The organism is Pseudoalteromonas sp. MT33b, assembly GCF_014117385.1.
GTDB classification, from domain to species: Bacteria; Pseudomonadota; Gammaproteobacteria; order Enterobacterales; family Alteromonadaceae; genus Pseudoalteromonas; species Pseudoalteromonas lipolytica.
Genome location: NZ_CP059831.1, coordinates 1,987,946 through 2,003,534, shown reverse-complemented (window position 1 = coordinate 2,003,534; position 15,589 = coordinate 1,987,946). Strand labels below are relative to the sequence as shown.

At 41.0% G+C, this 15,589-nt stretch carries 17 protein-coding genes; 14 read left to right on the top strand and 3 right to left on the bottom strand.

Annotated features, from left to right (window positions below; all coding sequences use genetic code 11):
• Both recD and H3302_RS09175 read left to right on the top strand, forming a co-directional pair.
• Positions 1–2,034 (top strand): exodeoxyribonuclease V subunit alpha, encoded by a 2,034-nt coding sequence (gene recD / locus H3302_RS09180; RefSeq protein WP_081759723.1) that lies wholly within the window; start codon positions 1–3, stop codon positions 2,032–2,034.
• Positions 2,021–2,476: an N-acetyltransferase gene (locus H3302_RS09175; RefSeq protein ID WP_182394988.1), complete on the top strand. Its 456-nt coding sequence runs from the start codon at positions 2,021–2,023 to the stop codon at positions 2,474–2,476. The genes recD and H3302_RS09175 overlap by 14 nt, the downstream gene beginning before the upstream one ends.
• Positions 2,477–2,529: 53 nt before the next feature.
• Here the strand turns inward: H3302_RS09175 and H3302_RS09170 are convergent, their stop codons facing one another.
• Positions 2,530–3,819: an amidohydrolase gene (locus H3302_RS09170; RefSeq protein WP_118844383.1), complete on the bottom strand. Its 1,290-nt coding sequence runs from the start codon at positions 3,817–3,819 to the stop codon at positions 2,530–2,532.
• Positions 3,820–3,873: 54 nt separating this feature from the next.
• On the opposite strand from H3302_RS09170, the gene H3302_RS09165 reads away from it, so the two are divergent.
• The 7 genes from H3302_RS09165 (at position 3,874) to H3302_RS09140 (ending at position 9,905) form a co-directional block, all read left to right on the top strand.
• Positions 3,874–4,536, top strand: coding sequence for a Crp/Fnr family transcriptional regulator (locus H3302_RS09165; protein ID WP_065978513.1), 663 nt, complete (start codon positions 3,874–3,876; stop codon positions 4,534–4,536).
• A 53-nt stretch (positions 4,537–4,589) separates the two neighbouring features.
• Complete coding sequence (locus tag H3302_RS19905) at positions 4,590–4,778, top strand: hypothetical protein (RefSeq protein WP_259369849.1); 189 nt, start codon at positions 4,590–4,592, stop codon at positions 4,776–4,778.
• A 66-nt stretch (positions 4,779–4,844) separates the two neighbouring features.
• On the top strand, positions 4,845–4,994 hold the full coding sequence (locus H3302_RS19900; protein ID WP_259369848.1) for a hypothetical protein: 150 nt from the start codon (positions 4,845–4,847) through the stop codon (positions 4,992–4,994).
• Between the two features lie 92 nt (positions 4,995–5,086).
• Positions 5,087–5,590 (top strand): DUF962 domain-containing protein, encoded by a 504-nt coding sequence (locus H3302_RS09155; protein WP_118844381.1) that lies wholly within the window; start codon positions 5,087–5,089, stop codon positions 5,588–5,590.
• Between the two features lie 35 nt (positions 5,591–5,625).
• Positions 5,626–6,414, top strand: a complete 789-nt coding sequence (locus tag H3302_RS09150) for an SDR family oxidoreductase (protein WP_065978510.1) — start codon at positions 5,626–5,628, stop codon at positions 6,412–6,414.
• A gap of 182 nt (positions 6,415–6,596) precedes the next feature.
• Positions 6,597–7,592: a branched-chain amino acid aminotransferase gene (locus H3302_RS09145; RefSeq protein WP_182394986.1), complete on the top strand. Its 996-nt coding sequence runs from the start codon at positions 6,597–6,599 to the stop codon at positions 7,590–7,592.
• Positions 7,593–7,751: 159 nt separating this feature from the next.
• Positions 7,752–9,905 (top strand): prolyl oligopeptidase family protein, encoded by a 2,154-nt coding sequence (locus H3302_RS09140; protein WP_036967836.1) that lies wholly within the window; start codon positions 7,752–7,754, stop codon positions 9,903–9,905.
• A 79-nt stretch (positions 9,906–9,984) separates the two neighbouring features.
• Here the strand turns inward: H3302_RS09140 and H3302_RS09135 are convergent, their stop codons facing one another.
• Together H3302_RS09135 and H3302_RS09130 are read right to left on the bottom strand one after the other, a co-directional pair.
• Entirely contained in the window at positions 9,985–11,076 is a 1,092-nt protein-coding gene (locus tag H3302_RS09135; RefSeq protein ID WP_083202724.1) for a YdiY family protein, read from the bottom strand.
• Between the two features lie 97 nt (positions 11,077–11,173).
• The gene (locus tag H3302_RS09130) at positions 11,174–12,469 is read right to left on the bottom strand and encodes an anti-phage deoxyguanosine triphosphatase (protein WP_036967839.1); all 1,296 of its coding nucleotides are present in this window, start codon (positions 12,467–12,469) and stop codon (positions 11,174–11,176) included.
• A gap of 214 nt (positions 12,470–12,683) precedes the next feature.
• Here H3302_RS09130 and H3302_RS09125 point away from each other — a divergent pair, with 214 nt between their 5' ends.
• From H3302_RS09125 to H3302_RS09110, 5 genes are all read left to right on the top strand, one after another.
• Positions 12,684–13,502 carry a glucosaminidase domain-containing protein gene (locus tag H3302_RS09125; RefSeq protein ID WP_180310903.1) on the top strand — a complete coding sequence of 273 codons (819 nt, stop codon included), beginning with the start codon at positions 12,684–12,686 and terminating at the stop codon, positions 13,500–13,502.
• Positions 13,503–13,584: 82 nt separating this feature from the next.
• A complete protein-coding gene (locus H3302_RS09120; RefSeq protein ID WP_405127523.1) occupies positions 13,585–14,163 on the top strand; it encodes a DUF2987 domain-containing protein in 579 nt (192 codons plus the stop codon).
• A gap of 388 nt (positions 14,164–14,551) precedes the next feature.
• Entirely contained in the window at positions 14,552–14,743 is a 192-nt protein-coding gene (locus tag H3302_RS20005) for a MerR family transcriptional regulator (protein ID WP_220469614.1), read from the top strand.
• The gene (locus H3302_RS19830) at positions 14,731–14,910 is read left to right on the top strand and encodes a hypothetical protein (RefSeq protein ID WP_220469613.1); all 180 of its coding nucleotides are present in this window, start codon (positions 14,731–14,733) and stop codon (positions 14,908–14,910) included. The genes H3302_RS20005 and H3302_RS19830 overlap by 13 nt, the downstream gene beginning before the upstream one ends.
• Positions 14,911–14,956: 46 nt before the next feature.
• A complete protein-coding gene (locus H3302_RS09110; RefSeq protein WP_182394983.1) occupies positions 14,957–15,532 on the top strand; it encodes an NAD(P)H-dependent oxidoreductase in 576 nt (191 codons plus the stop codon).
• Positions 15,533–15,589: the final 57 nt, after the last annotated feature.

Here is a 15,589-nt window from a genome sequence, read left to right as displayed (position 1 = left end):
ATGACATTTGGCTTTGATGAACGTGAACCAGAGCAACCTCGCAAACACAAAGAGCCGTTAAAGGAGCCTGTACAGGCATTAGAGGGGACTGAGGTTGAAATGAAAACACAGCCCTTACTGGACTTTTTGTTAGAGACGAAACGTATTCGCTTAGTGGATGTAAAACTTGCTGAGCTTTTAATAGGCACTGATACCTCCCAGAAGAATGAGGTGTTTTATCTTATTTTGTTGCTTGCCGTCGCTCAGCAAAGCCAGCATAGTTGCTTAGATTTAAACGCTATTAATTGGCAAAATCCGTTTGCAATTAGAGAACAGGCAGTATCAGACGCAAGCATTGCTGCACCTGATATTATTTCGCCGTTTTCAGAAAACTATGACGCGCAGCAAGCTGAAACACAGCTCATGGCTGCAGCTTGTGTGGGTGATGACAAGCCACTGCTGCTGTTTGCTAATAAGTTATATTTTGCGCGATTAGCTCAGTATGAAACTGTGTTAGCGTCACGTTTGAGTCATTTGGCAGCAAAACCACTAAACATCGATGAAACGGCTTTAACTGCGCTTTTGACAGAGTATTTCCCTGATGAAGCTCACCGTGAAGACCCCGCAGATCCTATTAAAACGTTAAATTGGCAAAAAGTAGCATGTGCCATAGCCGCCACCAAAGGCTTTAGTGTGATTACCGGAGGGCCAGGCACCGGTAAAACCACAACTGTCACCAAATTATTAGCTATTATGCAGTCGTTGTATGCCAGTGCACCGTTGACAATTAAGTTGGTTGCACCAACGGGTAAGGCCGCGGCTCGTTTAAGTGAGTCAATTTTGGGAGCGAAGCAAAAACTCAGTATGATCCCAAAAGACATCGCACCGCTTATTCCTGAAACGGCACAAACGATTCACCGCTTACTTGGCGTGATTCCGCACACGAATAAATTTCGCCATAACAAACGTAATCCACTGCATTTAGATGTGTTGATCATTGATGAAGCCTCCATGGTTGATTTATCGTTAATGGCAAAATTAATTGAGGCGCTGCCAAGTCATGCTCGGTTAATTCTGCTGGGAGATAAAGACCAATTAGCCTCAGTTGATACTGGCAGTATTCTCAGCGATTTATGCCAAGGATTAACACTTGAAAAAATGCCCGCCTACAGCCAAGCGCGGGCAGAGCAACTCAATCGGGTGTGTTTTAATAATCGCGCCGTGCTTTCACACAGTGAAGACAGTTACTTGTTAAGCGACTGTATTGCGTTTTTACAGCAAAGCTACCGTTTTGACGGCAAAAGCGGCATAGGTCAATTAGCGCAAGCTGTTAATACCAATAGCCAAGGGTTACTTGGGTATGTTGAGCAAACGGTGAACGAGGGTGGCTTTAGCGACCTTAAACTTAATTACAATGTGATTAACAAACCGATTGAACATTTTGTTCAGTTAGCAGCCCAGCATTATCAGGCGTATTTAACACTGATACGCGAAGGTGCTGGGGTGGCTAAAGTGCACAATGCTTTTTCTGACTATCAATTACTGGCAGCGGTGAAAGAGGGCGATTATGGCGTAAACAGCCTTAATCTTCGAATTGAAAAAGCACTGTCACAACAAGGGCTTATTTCACCGTATCAGCGCCATTATCTGGGCATGCCCATTATGATCAGCCAAAATGATTATCAGTTAAAACTGTTCAATGGTGATATTGGTATTTTAATGCACGATGAGCAAGGTCAACTAAAAGCAATGTTTATTGATGAGCAAGAAAACATTCGTGCTTTTTCGCCAGCTCGTTTACCCGCTCACGATAAAGTGTATGCCATGACTATTCATAAATCGCAGGGCTCTGAGTTTGCGTATACGGCGATGATTTTACCGCCAATAAATCAAGCAAACCAAGGGATTAACAGACAGCTTGTGTACACGGGGATCACTCGTGCAAAAAACACCTTTGAGCTGGTGGCAGATAAAAACGTGTTACTAATGGCAATGAATAAATCAGTTACCCGAGCATCGGGTTTATTCGATAGGTTAAAACATGCAGCTAGTTAGCGTGACTGATGAGCATTTAACTAAGCTAATGGGTTGGTTTAACACAGAGGCGGAGCTGCGTATTTGGTCTGGGCCATTTTTTAACTTCCCATTTGATGCACACAGCTTTAAACAAGATTTAAATCTTGATGAACTGAACTCATACGCGCTGGTAAATAATGAAGGCCAGATGTTGGCTTTTGGCCAATATTATTTACGTGAAGGATGCTGTCATTTAGGACGTTTGGTCGTGGCTTTGAATATGCGGGGGCAAGGGCTTGCAAAAATACTGATTAATTTATTAAGCGAGCAAGGCAAACAGCAATTGCACTGTAATACAGTGTCGCTGTTCGTATATACCCACAATACCTTGGCCATTGCAGCTTATAAAAAATTAGGCTTTCAAGAATCCAAGTACCCAGCGGTAATGCCTTTGGCAGACTGTATCTACATGGTTAAATAAAAAGAGCCGATTAGTTCGGCTCTTTTCACAAGATTATTATTTAAGATAATCAACTATTTAAGGTAATCAACCACTAATTGCGTCATGGCGTTGACACCCAATTGTAATGCTTTCTCGTCTGCAAAAAAGTGTGGTGAATGGTTACTAGGCGCTGTTACGGCATCTTGACCTTTTGGCGTAACTCCTAAAAAGAAGAACATTCCTGGTGTTTCTAAGGCATAGTAACTAAAGTCTTCTGCCCCTGTTATTAATGGCGTTGTGATCAGGTTTTCTTTGCCAACCACACCTGCAAGTGTTGGTGTCATTTTCTTGGTTAATTCAACATCGTTCACGGTGACTGGGTAACCGTGATCAATGTGAACATGCGCTTCTGCGCCACCAGATTCAGCCACCATTTCGGCGGTTTTAGCTAAGCGTTTTTTAATATCAGCACGCATGTCTTGATCAAAAGTACGAATTGTACCGACCATTTCAACTTGATCAGGGATTATATTATTACGTACACCCCCATTAATGGCACCAAAGGAGACAACAGAAGGGGCTTTTGTTACATCAACTTGGCGTGATGCAATGGTTTGCGTTGCCATAATAATTTGTGATGACGCGACAATGGGGTCAACCCCATTCCAAGGACGCGAGCCATGAGTTTGGCGACCTTTTACAGTAATCGTAAATTTATCGGCGCTGGCCATTAGCGGTCCTTCACGAAAACCAATTTGCCCTGTGTTTAGTGAGCTGGTGACATGTAAACCAAAGATGGCTTCGGGTTTTTCTTTAAATAAGCCTTCTTTTAGCATTAGTTCAGCACCCCCTTCTTCGCCATCGGGTGCACCTTCTTCTGCAGGTTGGAATACAAATAGAATATCGCCAGCGAGATTATCTTTAATTTTTACCAAAGACTCAGCAGCAGCCATTAAGATTGCAACATGATTATCGTGGCCACAGGCATGCATAACACCCACGGTATTACCTTTATATTCAGTTGTTTGTGTTGATGCAAAAGGTAAATCAACTTGCTCTTTAACCGGCAGGGCATCCATATCTGCACGAAGCGCGATAAGTGGCCCTTTTTTGCCGCCTTTTAATTTGGCCACCACACCGGTGTGAGCTACGCCTGTTTGCACTTCTAGTCCTAATGAGCGAAGGTGTTTAGCAACATACTTTGCCGTTTCAAATTCACGATTGCTCAGTTCTGGATATTGATGCAGATGGCGGCGCCATTTTATGACCTTTTCACTGACACTATTGTTGGCTGATTTAAGTTCTGCCTCTATATCACTGGCAAATGCAGGAGCAGACATAGCACTGAGCAGTAAGCTGGTCGAAAGTAGTTTGTTAAACATCCTGTATCCTCTTATTATAAGTAATTGCACTCATAACAATGTAAGTATAAATAATTGAATGAACAAGACCTTTCGATAATTAACCACGATAAATGGTTTAAAAATCGCAGCCAAGAGTTTAAGCAACACTTACTTAAAAACGCTAAATTAATCACGTGTAATGCAGGTGATGCCTTATTTTTGCGCGGTGATGAAAATACGGGTTTGTATTGTGTAATAAGTGGGGTGTTACGTGTATCGGGCGTAAACAAACAAGGTAAAGAAGCGGTGCTTAGTTTTGTAACAAGTGCCATGTGGTTTGGTGAAGTGGCGCTTTTTGATGGCGGCAAACGAACCCACGATGTGTATGCCCATACTTCAGTGCGCCTTATACATGTGTCTGAACGAGCACTCACTCAATTGCTGAACGAACACCCGATATACTGGCATGACTTTGGGGTGTTATTAACCGAGAAAGTGAGAAGTTTGTTTGATTCTTTAGAAGATCATGCGTTACTTACGGCAAAGCAAAAAGTCAGTAAGCGACTGTATATGTTGTGCCACTCATCGGGGCAAACTAGGTTGCCACTTTCTCAGCAACAACTTGCCGATATGACTTATTTAACACGGCAAACAGTGAATCAAATATTACAATCATTGCAAACAGAGTCAGTTATTAGTCTTAAATATCAGATAGTTGAAATAGAAAATTTAGATAAACTCTTAGCTCAATGTTAGCTTGGAACTAAAATTGCTACATCTTTTCAGACAAGTTTAAAGGACGATTACGTGTGGCTATTACTTTTCATAACCAATATAAAGCTTATCATTACTCAGGCACTAATAAACTTGAGCGAGCAGTGGATGTATCAGAATCAAAATTGATGCCTCAAACGTCTTCTGATGCACAAAGTCTATTAAGAAAACAACCCGAACCAAGTTCATTTTTAGAGACAGCAAACGAAGCTCTTGTTTATTAGCGCTTAGGGGTAGATAAAGAGAAAATCGATGAAATCAAAGCGCAAATAGAAAAGCTTGCGGAACAAATGCAACAACAAGGTGCAGATACCAAAGCACTGCAAGAAAAAATGAATGAGTTGCAAGGCATGCTTGATGAAGAATATCAAAAAGGACGCGAGCGCATGGATATGCAGCCAGAAGCCGAAAAAGGCAAGGTCATCGATGCGCTAGTTTAATGTAGTTACTTTAAAATGTCGGCTAGATGACATTCTTAGTGGTAAATTTTCTGCTAATCTGAGTTTTGAACACAGTTTTGGCAGGAATAATAATGAAAACTCTCAAACAACAGCTGAGCAATTACGCCCTTTATCACCGTTCAAAACGCAATATCTATACACATTTTATTGGTATTCCCTTGATTGTGTTTGCCATTATTTGTTTATTGCAACGCGCAACAATCATGCTTGAACCCGTTACGTTAACAGTGGCAAGTATTGTTATTGCGATTACGTGCCTGTATTACTTAATGCTCAGTGTTTCTATGGGGCTAATTATGGCTGTGTGCTTTGCTTTATTGAGCATTATTGCACAGCCTGTCGTTTTGCTTTCAACATCAATGTGGCTGGCTGTGAGTGTGGGCTGCTTTGTGGTGGGTTGGCTATTTCAATTTATGGGTCATTACTATGAAGGTAAAAAACCCGCCTTTGTTGATGACATTATTGGCCTCGTTATTGGCCCCTTATTTGTTGTCGTAGAAGCCTTAATCATACTTGGTTTTTATAAAGATGTTGCTGATTACATTGAGCAACATGCAGGTCCACATAAAGCGTGATAACAGCAATAATAACAATAAGAAAAGGAACACACATGAATTTAAAAGATAAAATAGTTTGGGTTACGGGGGCATCATCAGGTATTGGTGAAGCACTGTGTGAACAATTGGCTGCAAAAGGGGCAATCTTGGTTTTATCTGCCCGTAATGAAGATAAATTAAAAGCGCTAAATACACGTTTAGGCGGAATGCATCATGTTGTGCCACTCGATTTAGCAGAGCCTGAGGCGCTGCTTAAAGAGATGCCTGCGGTTGTTGAACGTATTAAGCGCATTGATGTGCTAATTAATAACGGCGGGGTGTCGCAGCGCAGTTTGTTTTTAGAAAACGATTTCAGTGTGTATCGCCAGTTAATGGAGGTGAACTACTTTGGCCTTATTGCATTAACGAAAGTGGTCGTGCCGCAGATGGTTAAACAAGGTATGGGCATGGTGGTATCGATAAGCAGTGTGGCGGGTAAAGTTGGCTCTAAATTCAGAACCGGTTACTCGGGCTCAAAATATGCGGTTGTGGGGTTTATGGATTGTTTGCGTGCTGAACTGGCAGATAAAAATGTCAATTGTTTAACAATCTGTCCCGGGTCAATCAAAACAGCCATTGCGCATAATTCGTTGGATGGGCAAGGTAAACCACAAAATAAACCCGAAGAGTCGATTGAAAATGGGATGGATGTTGGCAGAGCTGCTGCGAAAATGATCAAAGCCATAGAAGCGGAAAAGGATGAGGTTGTCGTTGGTGAAGGGATCAGCGGTTTAGCGCCGACAATTAAACGCTTTTTCCCTCGCTTTTTTAATCGACTAACGGCACGAATGAATTACCGGTAAAAGCAAAAACGTGACCGTGAATGATTATTAATAAAAAACACGCAATTAAATTGCGTGTTTTTTATACTGCGAGGTGAAATTATTTGCACTTTAATCGATAAAAGGCATGCGTTAGCTATGGTTAAACGGGGATGTATTAGCATACAATGGAGAAAAAGTAGTCCAAACAAGAGAGAACAACAATGGCCGCATTTGGTACTGTATTTATGCCACACATGATCCAAGCACGCTTTGCAGACAACACATGGAGTGAAAGCGCGCTGGTCCCATCTGATAAAATCGAATTACACGCAGGTGCTCACGTATTACATTATTCAAGCACGTGTTTTGAAGGATTAAAAGCATTTCGTCACGAAGATGGCTCGGTCTATATCTTTCGTATGGACGCAAATATTGCCCGAATGAAGCAAAGCTCAAAGCTATTAAACTTGCCTGATTTTGATGAAAGTATGCTTGAGCAAATGATCAAAGACATTGTTAAAGAGTACGCAGACGAAACGCCAGCCCCTCCGGGTTCAATGTATATTCGCCCAACTCATATTGGTACAGAAGCGGCAATTGGTAAAGCGGCTGCGCCTTCAATGAGTTCATTACTGTATGTGCTTCTTTCGCCTGTAGGTGATTATTTTGCAGGGGGTGCAACAGCACTTCGTGTATTACTTGAAGAAGACGGCATGCGCTGTGCGCCTCATATGGGTATGGTAAAAAGTGGTGGTAACTACGCCAGTGCATTAGGGCCTATTTTACAAGCACGCTCTGAGCATCAGGCTGACCAAATATTGTTCTGCCCAGGTGGTGACGTACAAGAAACGGGTGCTGCCAACTTCATTCTTATTGATGGTGATGAAATTATCACCAAGGCACTTGATAGCACTTTCTTACACGGTGTTACGCGTAATAGTATTTTAACTATTGCCAGAGATTTAGGTATGACGGTGTCTGAACGCAACTTTACCGTAAGTGAATTACTAGAGCGTGCCGCTAAGCCAGGTACTGAAGCTGCGCTTTCAGGCACTGCTGCAGTGCTGACGTCTGTTGGTACACTTATTCATAACGACCAAGAGTATAAAGTAGGCTCGGGCGAGCCGGGTGAGAAAGTGGCGAAGTTACGCCAAGCATTGAATAATATTCAATGGGGTAAATCACCGGACAACCACGGTTGGTTGACTAAAGTATAGGCACCCTTTTTATTGCAGAGCCACGCACTTGCGTGGCTTTTTTATTGGTATTTTACATTGGTTTACAGCCTAGGCTGTGTTTAACCGCAAATTGCTAGACTTTCTATTTCATTAACTCTATTTTCTGTTTGTTAACAATAACTAAAAAGTATGAAGATTATGATTAAGAAGACGCTTGCATGTGCAATTCTAATTGCACTGGCTGGTTGCAGTGAATCAACCACAACGAAGACAGAACAAACAGTAAAAACCGCAGAGGTAAAAGCTGCCGTGAATTATCCTGAAACTAAAAAAGGCAATGTTGTTGACGAGTATTTCGGTGAAAAGGTTGCCGATCCTTACCGTTGGCTTGAAGACGACATGAGCGAAGAGACGGCGCAATGGGTTAAAGCCGAAAATGAGGTGACATTTTCTTACCTAAAGAATATTCCTTATCGAGATGAATTAAAAACGACTCTCGAAAAGCTAATGAACTATGAAAAAGTCACTGCGCCGTTCACTGAGGGCGAGTACACCTATTTCTACAAAAATGATGGCCTACAAAACCAATACGTTGTTTACCGTAAAAAAGGTGACTCAGAGGCTGAAGTTTTCCTTGACCCTAATACATTCAGTGCTGATGGCACAACCTCTATGTCGGGATTAACGTTTACCGAAGATGGCACGCTAGCAGCGTACCAGATTTCAGAGGGTGGAAGCGACTGGCGTAAAATTATTATTATTGATACTGCCACTAAGCAGCCTATTGAAGAGGCGTTAGTTGATGTGAAATTTAGTGGTATTTCGTGGTTAGGAAATGAAGGTTTTTATTATTCAAGCTACGATAAGCCAAAAGGGAGTGAGCTGTCGGCTAAAACTGATCAACATAAAGTGTATTATCATAAGCTTGGCACTTCTCAAGCGGATGATCAGTTAGTTTATGGTGGCACAGAAGAACAAAAACATCGTTATATTGGGGCTGCTGTTACCCGCGATAATCGCTACTTGATCATCTCGGCAAGTACCTCAACATCTGGTAATAAACTGTTTATTAAAGACTTATCTAATCCAGATAGCGAATTGGTGACAATTTTAGACAACACAGATTCTGATACATCCATTATTGATAATGATGGCAGTAAATTGTATTTGGTAACAAACTTAAATGCACCGAATAAACGTGTTGTGACAGTTGATGCGAATAATCCAAGCCCAGAAAACTGGCAAGATCTTATTCCCGAAACAGACAATGTATTGAGCCTGACTAAAGGGGGAAATTACTTCTTCGCTAAGTATATGGTCGATGCTATCTCGCAAGTTAAGCAGTACGATAAATCAGGTAAGTTAGTTCGCGAAATCAGTTTACCAGGTGTAGGCACAGCCTATGGTTTTAGTGGCAAGCATGACGCTGACACGCTGTATTATTCTTTCACGAATTACACGACGCCGGGTAACACTTACTCATTTGATATTGAGTCAGGGCAATCGGATGTATATCGCAAGTCGGGTGCTAAATTTAACAGCGACGAGTACGTGTCTGAACAAGTGTTTTACACATCGAAAGACGGCACGAAAGTACCGATGATTATTTCGTATAAGAAAGGCACTGAACTTAACGGTAAAAATCCAACGATTTTATATGGCTATGGTGGCTTTAATGTAAGTTTAACACCAAGCTACAGCCCAACAGTTGCAGCGTGGCTTGAGCACGGTGGTGTGTATGCAGTTGCTAATATTCGTGGCGGTGGTGAATATGGTAAACAGTGGCACATTAATGGTACACAGCTTAAAAAACAAAATGTATTTGATGATTTTATTGCGGCTGCAGAATATCTAAACGATAAAAAATACAGCTCGCCAGACTATTTAGCTGTGCGTGGTGGTTCAAACGGTGGCTTATTAGTTGGTGCGGTTATGACCCAGCGCCCAGAGCTATTCAAAGTAGCATTACCGGCTGTTGGTGTACTGGATATGCTGCGCTATCACACATTTACAGCGGGTGCAGGCTGGGCGTATGACTACGGTACTAGTGAACAAAGTAAAGAGATGTTTGACTACTTGAAAGGGTATTCACCTGTTCATAACGTAAAAGAGGGGGTAACGTACCCTGCAACGCTTGTGACGACAGGCGATCACGATGACCGTGTTGTACCTGCTCATTCATTTAAATTTGCCGCTGAGTTACAAGCAAAAGGTGCAAAACAGAACCCTTACCTGATCCGTATTGAAACTAACGCGGGTCATGGCGCGGGTACACCAACCAGTAAGATTATTGATCAGTACGCTGATATCTATGGTTTCACGCTTTATAATATGGGTGTTAAATCACTTTAATTTAATGAGTGGTAACAAAAACGCCGAGCAAAATTGTTCGGCGTTTTTTGTTTTAAACGATCGTTTTTAAACGCGTATTTTATAAATCGATTCCCAAAGCAAAAATCATTTTATAGTCTTCCTTTTCAGGCACCACGGCATTCTCGTCGGCAATCGGGTCTGCTAAGTAATCCCAAACCAGAGAGATATCAAAATCAATGTCGTCAGTAATATCAATCTCGAAACTTGCCATAGCGTATTGAGAATCTCCTCCTGTATCACTTTTGGCCGTGAGGTAGCGATAATTGAAGGTAAAGTCGATTTTTTTAGTAAGTTCATGCTCAAAATTAGTGCCAATAAAGTAAGACATTGACGCATTACTTTTGTCTTCACCGGTGGTGACAGTATCAAATTCAGTTTTTTGATACGCAGGGCCAGTTGAAAAATCCCACTCAGTTTTGTCGGTATCCATCACGTAATAACCGACACCTGCGCCTACAGTGTATTTATTAGCAATGTTTTGAAAAGGGTCACGGTAATATTCAAAAAAGATAGGACGGAAATACATTTTTTGAGTGTAAAACCAGTCGAACGTGCCATTGGCTCTAATGTTGTTTTTAGTTACTTGTTCATCGCTGGTGGTACGGTAGCCTAAAAACTCGGCTAAAAAGCGACTCGATGCCGTACGACGTTTAATATCGGCTCTGGCAGAGTATTCTGTTTGGTCTGTATTACCTCGCGATAAATCAGCACCCAAGGAAATTTTTACTGTCCACGCGCTGAGCTCACTGTCGATTGAAGGGGCAATCGACACTAAATCACGATAGCGATACTTTGCCGGTAAGTCACCGACCTTTACATAACCGCCTGATATATTAAGTGTGCCACTGAGTTCTGTGCCGTCGTTAAAGCGTACTGTGTGATGGCGGTCAGAGACAATCATATAGATATCTTCACGGTCAATTACGAGGGTGTCGAGTACATCACTGTCAAATTCAAGCTCTTTATCGTACATTGCGATAAGTTCACCTTTGAGCCATTCACCTGAGTTGAGCCTTACCCAGTCAAATTGACTGGCATCTTTAATGATGACACCACGCTCTTCTAACAGTGGATCAGGCAGGGATTCATTTGCGAAGCAAGTTAAAGGAGAGAGTAAAAGCGTGCTAATAAGCAGGTGTTTTTTGAGCATTATTCCAATCCATGTTTAATAAAATGCGAAAGAAAGTTGTTATAGTAATTAGGTACTAATTAAATACTAGCTCAATATTTTACCCTCTTCAAAGTCCTTAAGCAGAGGGTAAAAATAGGCGTTGATAGGTTTTATATGCGTATTCGTCACTCATCCCCGATAAGTAATCGCAGATAATACGCATTGCATTATCACCTTGTTGGTGTGCATTTAGCCACATTTCTTGGGTGGTTTCTGGCAGTAAACGCATAGGATCACTTGCAAACGCACTGAACAGTTCAATGAGTAAATTTTGCCCTTTAAATTCAACTTGCTGCATTTTCGGTTCACGAATTAAACGTTTAAATACAAAGTGTTTTAACACATTAAGAATGCTTGCAAATTCGTCGGGTAAACTAACCGTGTATTGCAAGATTTCTGATTCGAAATCAGCATTTTGCACCACTAAATTGGCGTGAATTATAAAAGTATTAACAAGCTCACCGATGGCATCTTTTCGCTCATATTCATGGTGTGAAAAAAGGCGCGCCGTAATAGAGCTTAAATGCGTTGTTAACCATGGTGAGTTTAGTGCTTGTAACTGCGTTAATGCATGGTTTTGCCAATCAGCTAATGTGAGTACTTCTGTGGCGATAGCATCTTCCAGGTCATGAACAGCATAAGCTATATCATCGGCGAGCTCCATGATGGCAGAGTCAATCGATTTATAATGTGTTTTTGCTCTGAATTCATCAACGTTATAATGGCGACTTAAAATGTGCTGGTCGTTTTTTGATAGTGGCGCGACAATCCAATCAAACACATCTTTGTCGTCTTTGTATAAGCCTTTTGCAGGACGCCAGTGATCAGCTTTAATAAAGCTGCGCTGCTCAGAGAGCGGTGGAATGGTGTGCCATAAGTCATCAATAAAAGCGGGGTATTTTATAAAACCAAGCAAAGTGCGGCGTGTTAGGTTCATACCATAGCCATTGCTGTATGGCTCAAGCTTAGAAACAATTCTTAGGGTTTGCGCATTTCCTTCAAAACCACCGTGTTCACGCATCATGTAATTAAGGGCTATTTCACCACCATGACCAAAAGGAGGGTGCCCAATATCATGAGCAAGGCACAAGGTTTCAAGTAAGCTACCACTGGGGAAATGGCTAAAATTTGGGTGTTGTTTTTTAAGGTGGCGCAGTAGACCACTGCCTATTTGTGCGACTTCAAGAGAATGGGTGAGGCGAGTACGATAAAAATCGTTTAGGCCAATGCCCATTATTTGAGTTTTAGCTTGTAAACGTCTAAATGCTGCCGCGTGAATTATACGAGAGCGGTCAACCTGCCAGGCAGTGCGGTTGTCGTTTGGGCGATATTTTTGCTGATCAATGATACGCGCTTGCCAAGACTGGCACATAAATAGAACCTTATAATTACTCGCTCAGTTGCCCTTTAGTATACGCAAGCACTTGAAAATTGCGAGTAAATTGGACGTGATTCGCAGCAAGTCATGTTGAGTTAGGGCAAAAAAATACGCTGATATTCGCGAAAAAATTAGCTCTTTGATATAATCCGCCTTTGTGTGTGCGTGGCTTTACCGCACATGAGTTGTAGTTTATTTGAGAGAATACATGCTTAAGTACGTTTTTCGAGGTTTACTGACCGCTTTTTTTGCATGGGCGTTATTATCGCCTTTCATGAATCAAGATGTTGCAGTGGAGGAGGCCGACCAAACCGAGGCAACTCAGCAGGGTAAACAGCGAGTAATTAAAAAAGAAAAGCCATTACATAATGTAAAGCTGCCTGACTTTGCGGGCTTTACTGATGTAAAAGAAAAGAAACAGGCGTTTTTTGATTTTATTCGTCCCCATGTTGAAGCTGAAAACAAGAAAATTCTACAGCAGCGTGCCAGCTTAGAAATTGCACGTATGATGCTAGAATATAATGAGCCTCTGACGAGTAAGCAGCTGTCTGATATTAAGAAAATTCTTACCAGTTATAAATTACCAACAAGTATTGATGTGTTGTCTTTGACACAAGCACTGCGTCGTGTTGATATCATTCCAAAAGAACTTGCCTTAATGCAGGCGGCGAATGAGTCAGCATGGGGAACATCGCGTTTTGCGCGTATTGGCTTAAACTTTTTTGGCCAATGGTGTTATAACAAAGGCTGTGGCATGGTACCACGACGTCGTGCAAATGAGGCGGCTCATGAAGTGACGGCATTCAAATCTGTTCGTGGTGCTGTAAGCTCTTACTTTAAGAATATTAATACCCATGCGGCGTATAAAGATTTACGCACAATCCGCGCAGATTTACGTCGCCAACAAAAACCGATTGAAGCGACAAAACTAACCCAAGGGTTGTTATCGTATTCTGAGCGACGTGAAGCATACATAGAAGAATTAAACACGATGATTAATCAGAACAGAGCATATTTTGATGAATAAAATCTTTTTATTGTTAAAAGTGGTGGGTGTGATCAGTGCATTAAGTGTTACGAGCTTTAAAGCAACTGCCAGTGAGTTTGTGATTGCATATGACGGTTTTTACGACCGTTTAAAAGTCGTAAACAAGGGGGAGTTTCAGTACGCACAAGTTAACTTTTATTTAAGTGATATTGCCACTAACGAAGTATGTACGATTAAGTCAGGTAAAATCCTAACCGAAAAACAAGAGTTCGATTTAACCTACACCGACAATGCACAGCTGTTATTGCCTTTTGATAAGCAGTTAGACACGGATAAAGCTGTGATCGTCGTACAGCCTAAAAACCCTCAGCATGATTGCCAATTAAAGCTGCAAATTGAAGCAACAGAGCTTAGTAACTTTGCACTAACAAAAGCGAATTTATTTGAGCTTAACCAAGAGTTTGATGAGCTTTTATCTGATTTATCGGGCTTTTTTGTTAGCAAACTAATGTGGTTTTTATTACCTGAGCAACAAGGAGTCGTACTTAAATTTGACGCTCCTGCAAGTATGTCGGGTGAGGGGGTTAGCTGTAAAGAAAACCGCTGCACGATTAAAATCACTGATGAGTGGCAAGATGACAAAACTCTACTTAATAGCAGTGCAAAGCTTATTAGTGCAACGCCGTGGATTGTAAAATAGCTGAGTCATCTTTTTTATAGCATAGCTAATTATTCAAAAAAGGATCTTTACAGGTCCTTTTTTGTTGCTTTTAAATTACGCTTTAATGATTTATACCATTTTGCAAAAATACTTCATCATTTTGAGTGATTAAACCAGTCGCTACCTACGTTAAAAATTTCTGATTTACGACTGCATGGATGCAGGAGGTAGAGCAATGCAGGAGCAATTGCCGAGAACAACTAAATAACTAAATTTTTCCCTTGTTATCAACGCGGTTTTATTGCCTCAAAATAGACCCCTTAATTAAGCACAATGGTATTAATCTGAAAAATCTATATCTAACACTATCTCTTAAATACAAACAAAGCATGTCACATAAATTGATTTGGTGGATAAGGACGTTCGAATGTATCTCAATGAGGCATCTAAACTGTCTGGGGCAACACAAAGAGCAATAAGGCTCTATGAATCAATGGGTTTACTGACTGTTTCTAGGGTTGGAAAGTATCGAGTTTATAATCAAGAGAATATTTATTTAATCAAATTAATAAAGAGGCTCAAACTCTGGGAGTTGCACTGTCAGATATGGTTGCTTTGAAGGGAGAAAACGAGGATTTTGATTGGCAGGCTGTCAGCCATTACCTTATTCAAAAGCAAGCTGTAGTCGAAGAAAATATAAAGGAGCTTGAACTTCAAAGAGAGCGCATTAAAAATTACCGAATTTCAATTGATAAGTGTATTCAAGAACTTGACTCTTACCCTTAGGTGAGAGTTTACACTGTGTCCTCACTCTAAATGGATATGTCAGTGTATGAAAAGAATATTAGTAATCAATGCTAACCCGAAACTAACCAGCCTGTGTAAATCTTTAGCGGAACAGTATGCAGCAGTTGCCATAAAAAAACATGACGTTAAGCACGTTAATATCGGTGACTTGAATTTCGAAATGAACTTAGCCGAAGGCTATGACAAAGTGATTGATTTAGAGCCTTGTTTAGCAGATCTCCAAGAGAAGATTCTGTGGTCTGAGCATATTGTGATTGTTAGTCCTGTTTGGTGGGGAACCATGCCTGCTAAGTTTAAAGGGGCGATTGATAGAGTTTTTTTACCGGGGTTTTCGTTTAAATATGTCGAAGGTAAATCAATACCGAAAAAGTTATTAAAAGGACGTACATCAGAGTTATTAATAACGTTAGATACCCCTGCTTTTTGGTATAAATACATTCAAGGGAATGTTATCTATAAGAATTTTAAACATTGTATTTTGGACTTTTCTGGCATTAAAAATAAAACCACTACATACTTTGGGCCAGTTATAAATTCCAGTAGCAATAAAAGAAAAGTCTGGCTTGAGAAAGCAGCTCGATTAGGAGCGAAAGTTAGTTAGATAATTTTTTACCAAAAATAAAAAGGAGAGCTTCTTTGCTCTCCTAATAATTAGTTA

Excerpts from the sequence above, each read along its gene's own strand:
- H3302_RS19830 (WP_220469613.1), top strand. The coding sequence starts at position 14,731 with ATGGTTGCTTTGAAGGGAGAAAACGAGGATTTTGATTGGCAGGCTGTC.
- H3302_RS09175 (WP_182394988.1), top strand. The coding sequence starts at position 2,021 with ATGCAGCTAGTTAGCGTGACTGATGAGCATTTAACTAAGCTAATGGGT.
- H3302_RS19900 (WP_259369848.1), top strand. The coding sequence starts at position 4,845 with ATGCAACAACAAGGTGCAGATACCAAAGCACTGCAAGAAAAAATGAAT.
- H3302_RS20005 (WP_220469614.1), top strand. The coding sequence starts at position 14,552 with ATGTATCTCAATGAGGCATCTAAACTGTCTGGGGCAACACAAAGAGCA.
- H3302_RS09125 (WP_180310903.1), top strand. The coding sequence starts at position 12,684 with ATGCTTAAGTACGTTTTTCGAGGTTTACTGACCGCTTTTTTTGCATGG.
- H3302_RS09145 (WP_182394986.1), top strand. The coding sequence starts at position 6,597 with ATGGCCGCATTTGGTACTGTATTTATGCCACACATGATCCAAGCACGC.
- recD (WP_081759723.1), top strand. The coding sequence starts at position 1 with ATGACATTTGGCTTTGATGAACGTGAACCAGAGCAACCTCGCAAACAC.
- H3302_RS09140 (WP_036967836.1), top strand. The coding sequence starts at position 7,752 with ATGATTAAGAAGACGCTTGCATGTGCAATTCTAATTGCACTGGCTGGT.
- H3302_RS09135 (WP_083202724.1), bottom strand. The coding sequence starts at position 11,076 with ATGCTCAAAAAACACCTGCTTATTAGCACGCTTTTACTCTCTCCTTTA.
- H3302_RS09110 (WP_182394983.1), top strand. The coding sequence starts at position 14,957 with ATGAAAAGAATATTAGTAATCAATGCTAACCCGAAACTAACCAGCCTG.
- H3302_RS09150 (WP_065978510.1), top strand. The coding sequence starts at position 5,626 with ATGAATTTAAAAGATAAAATAGTTTGGGTTACGGGGGCATCATCAGGT.
- H3302_RS09170 (WP_118844383.1), bottom strand. The coding sequence starts at position 3,819 with ATGTTTAACAAACTACTTTCGACCAGCTTACTGCTCAGTGCTATGTCT.
- H3302_RS09155 (WP_118844381.1), top strand. The coding sequence starts at position 5,087 with ATGAAAACTCTCAAACAACAGCTGAGCAATTACGCCCTTTATCACCGT.
- H3302_RS09130 (WP_036967839.1), bottom strand. The coding sequence starts at position 12,469 with ATGTGCCAGTCTTGGCAAGCGCGTATCATTGATCAGCAAAAATATCGC.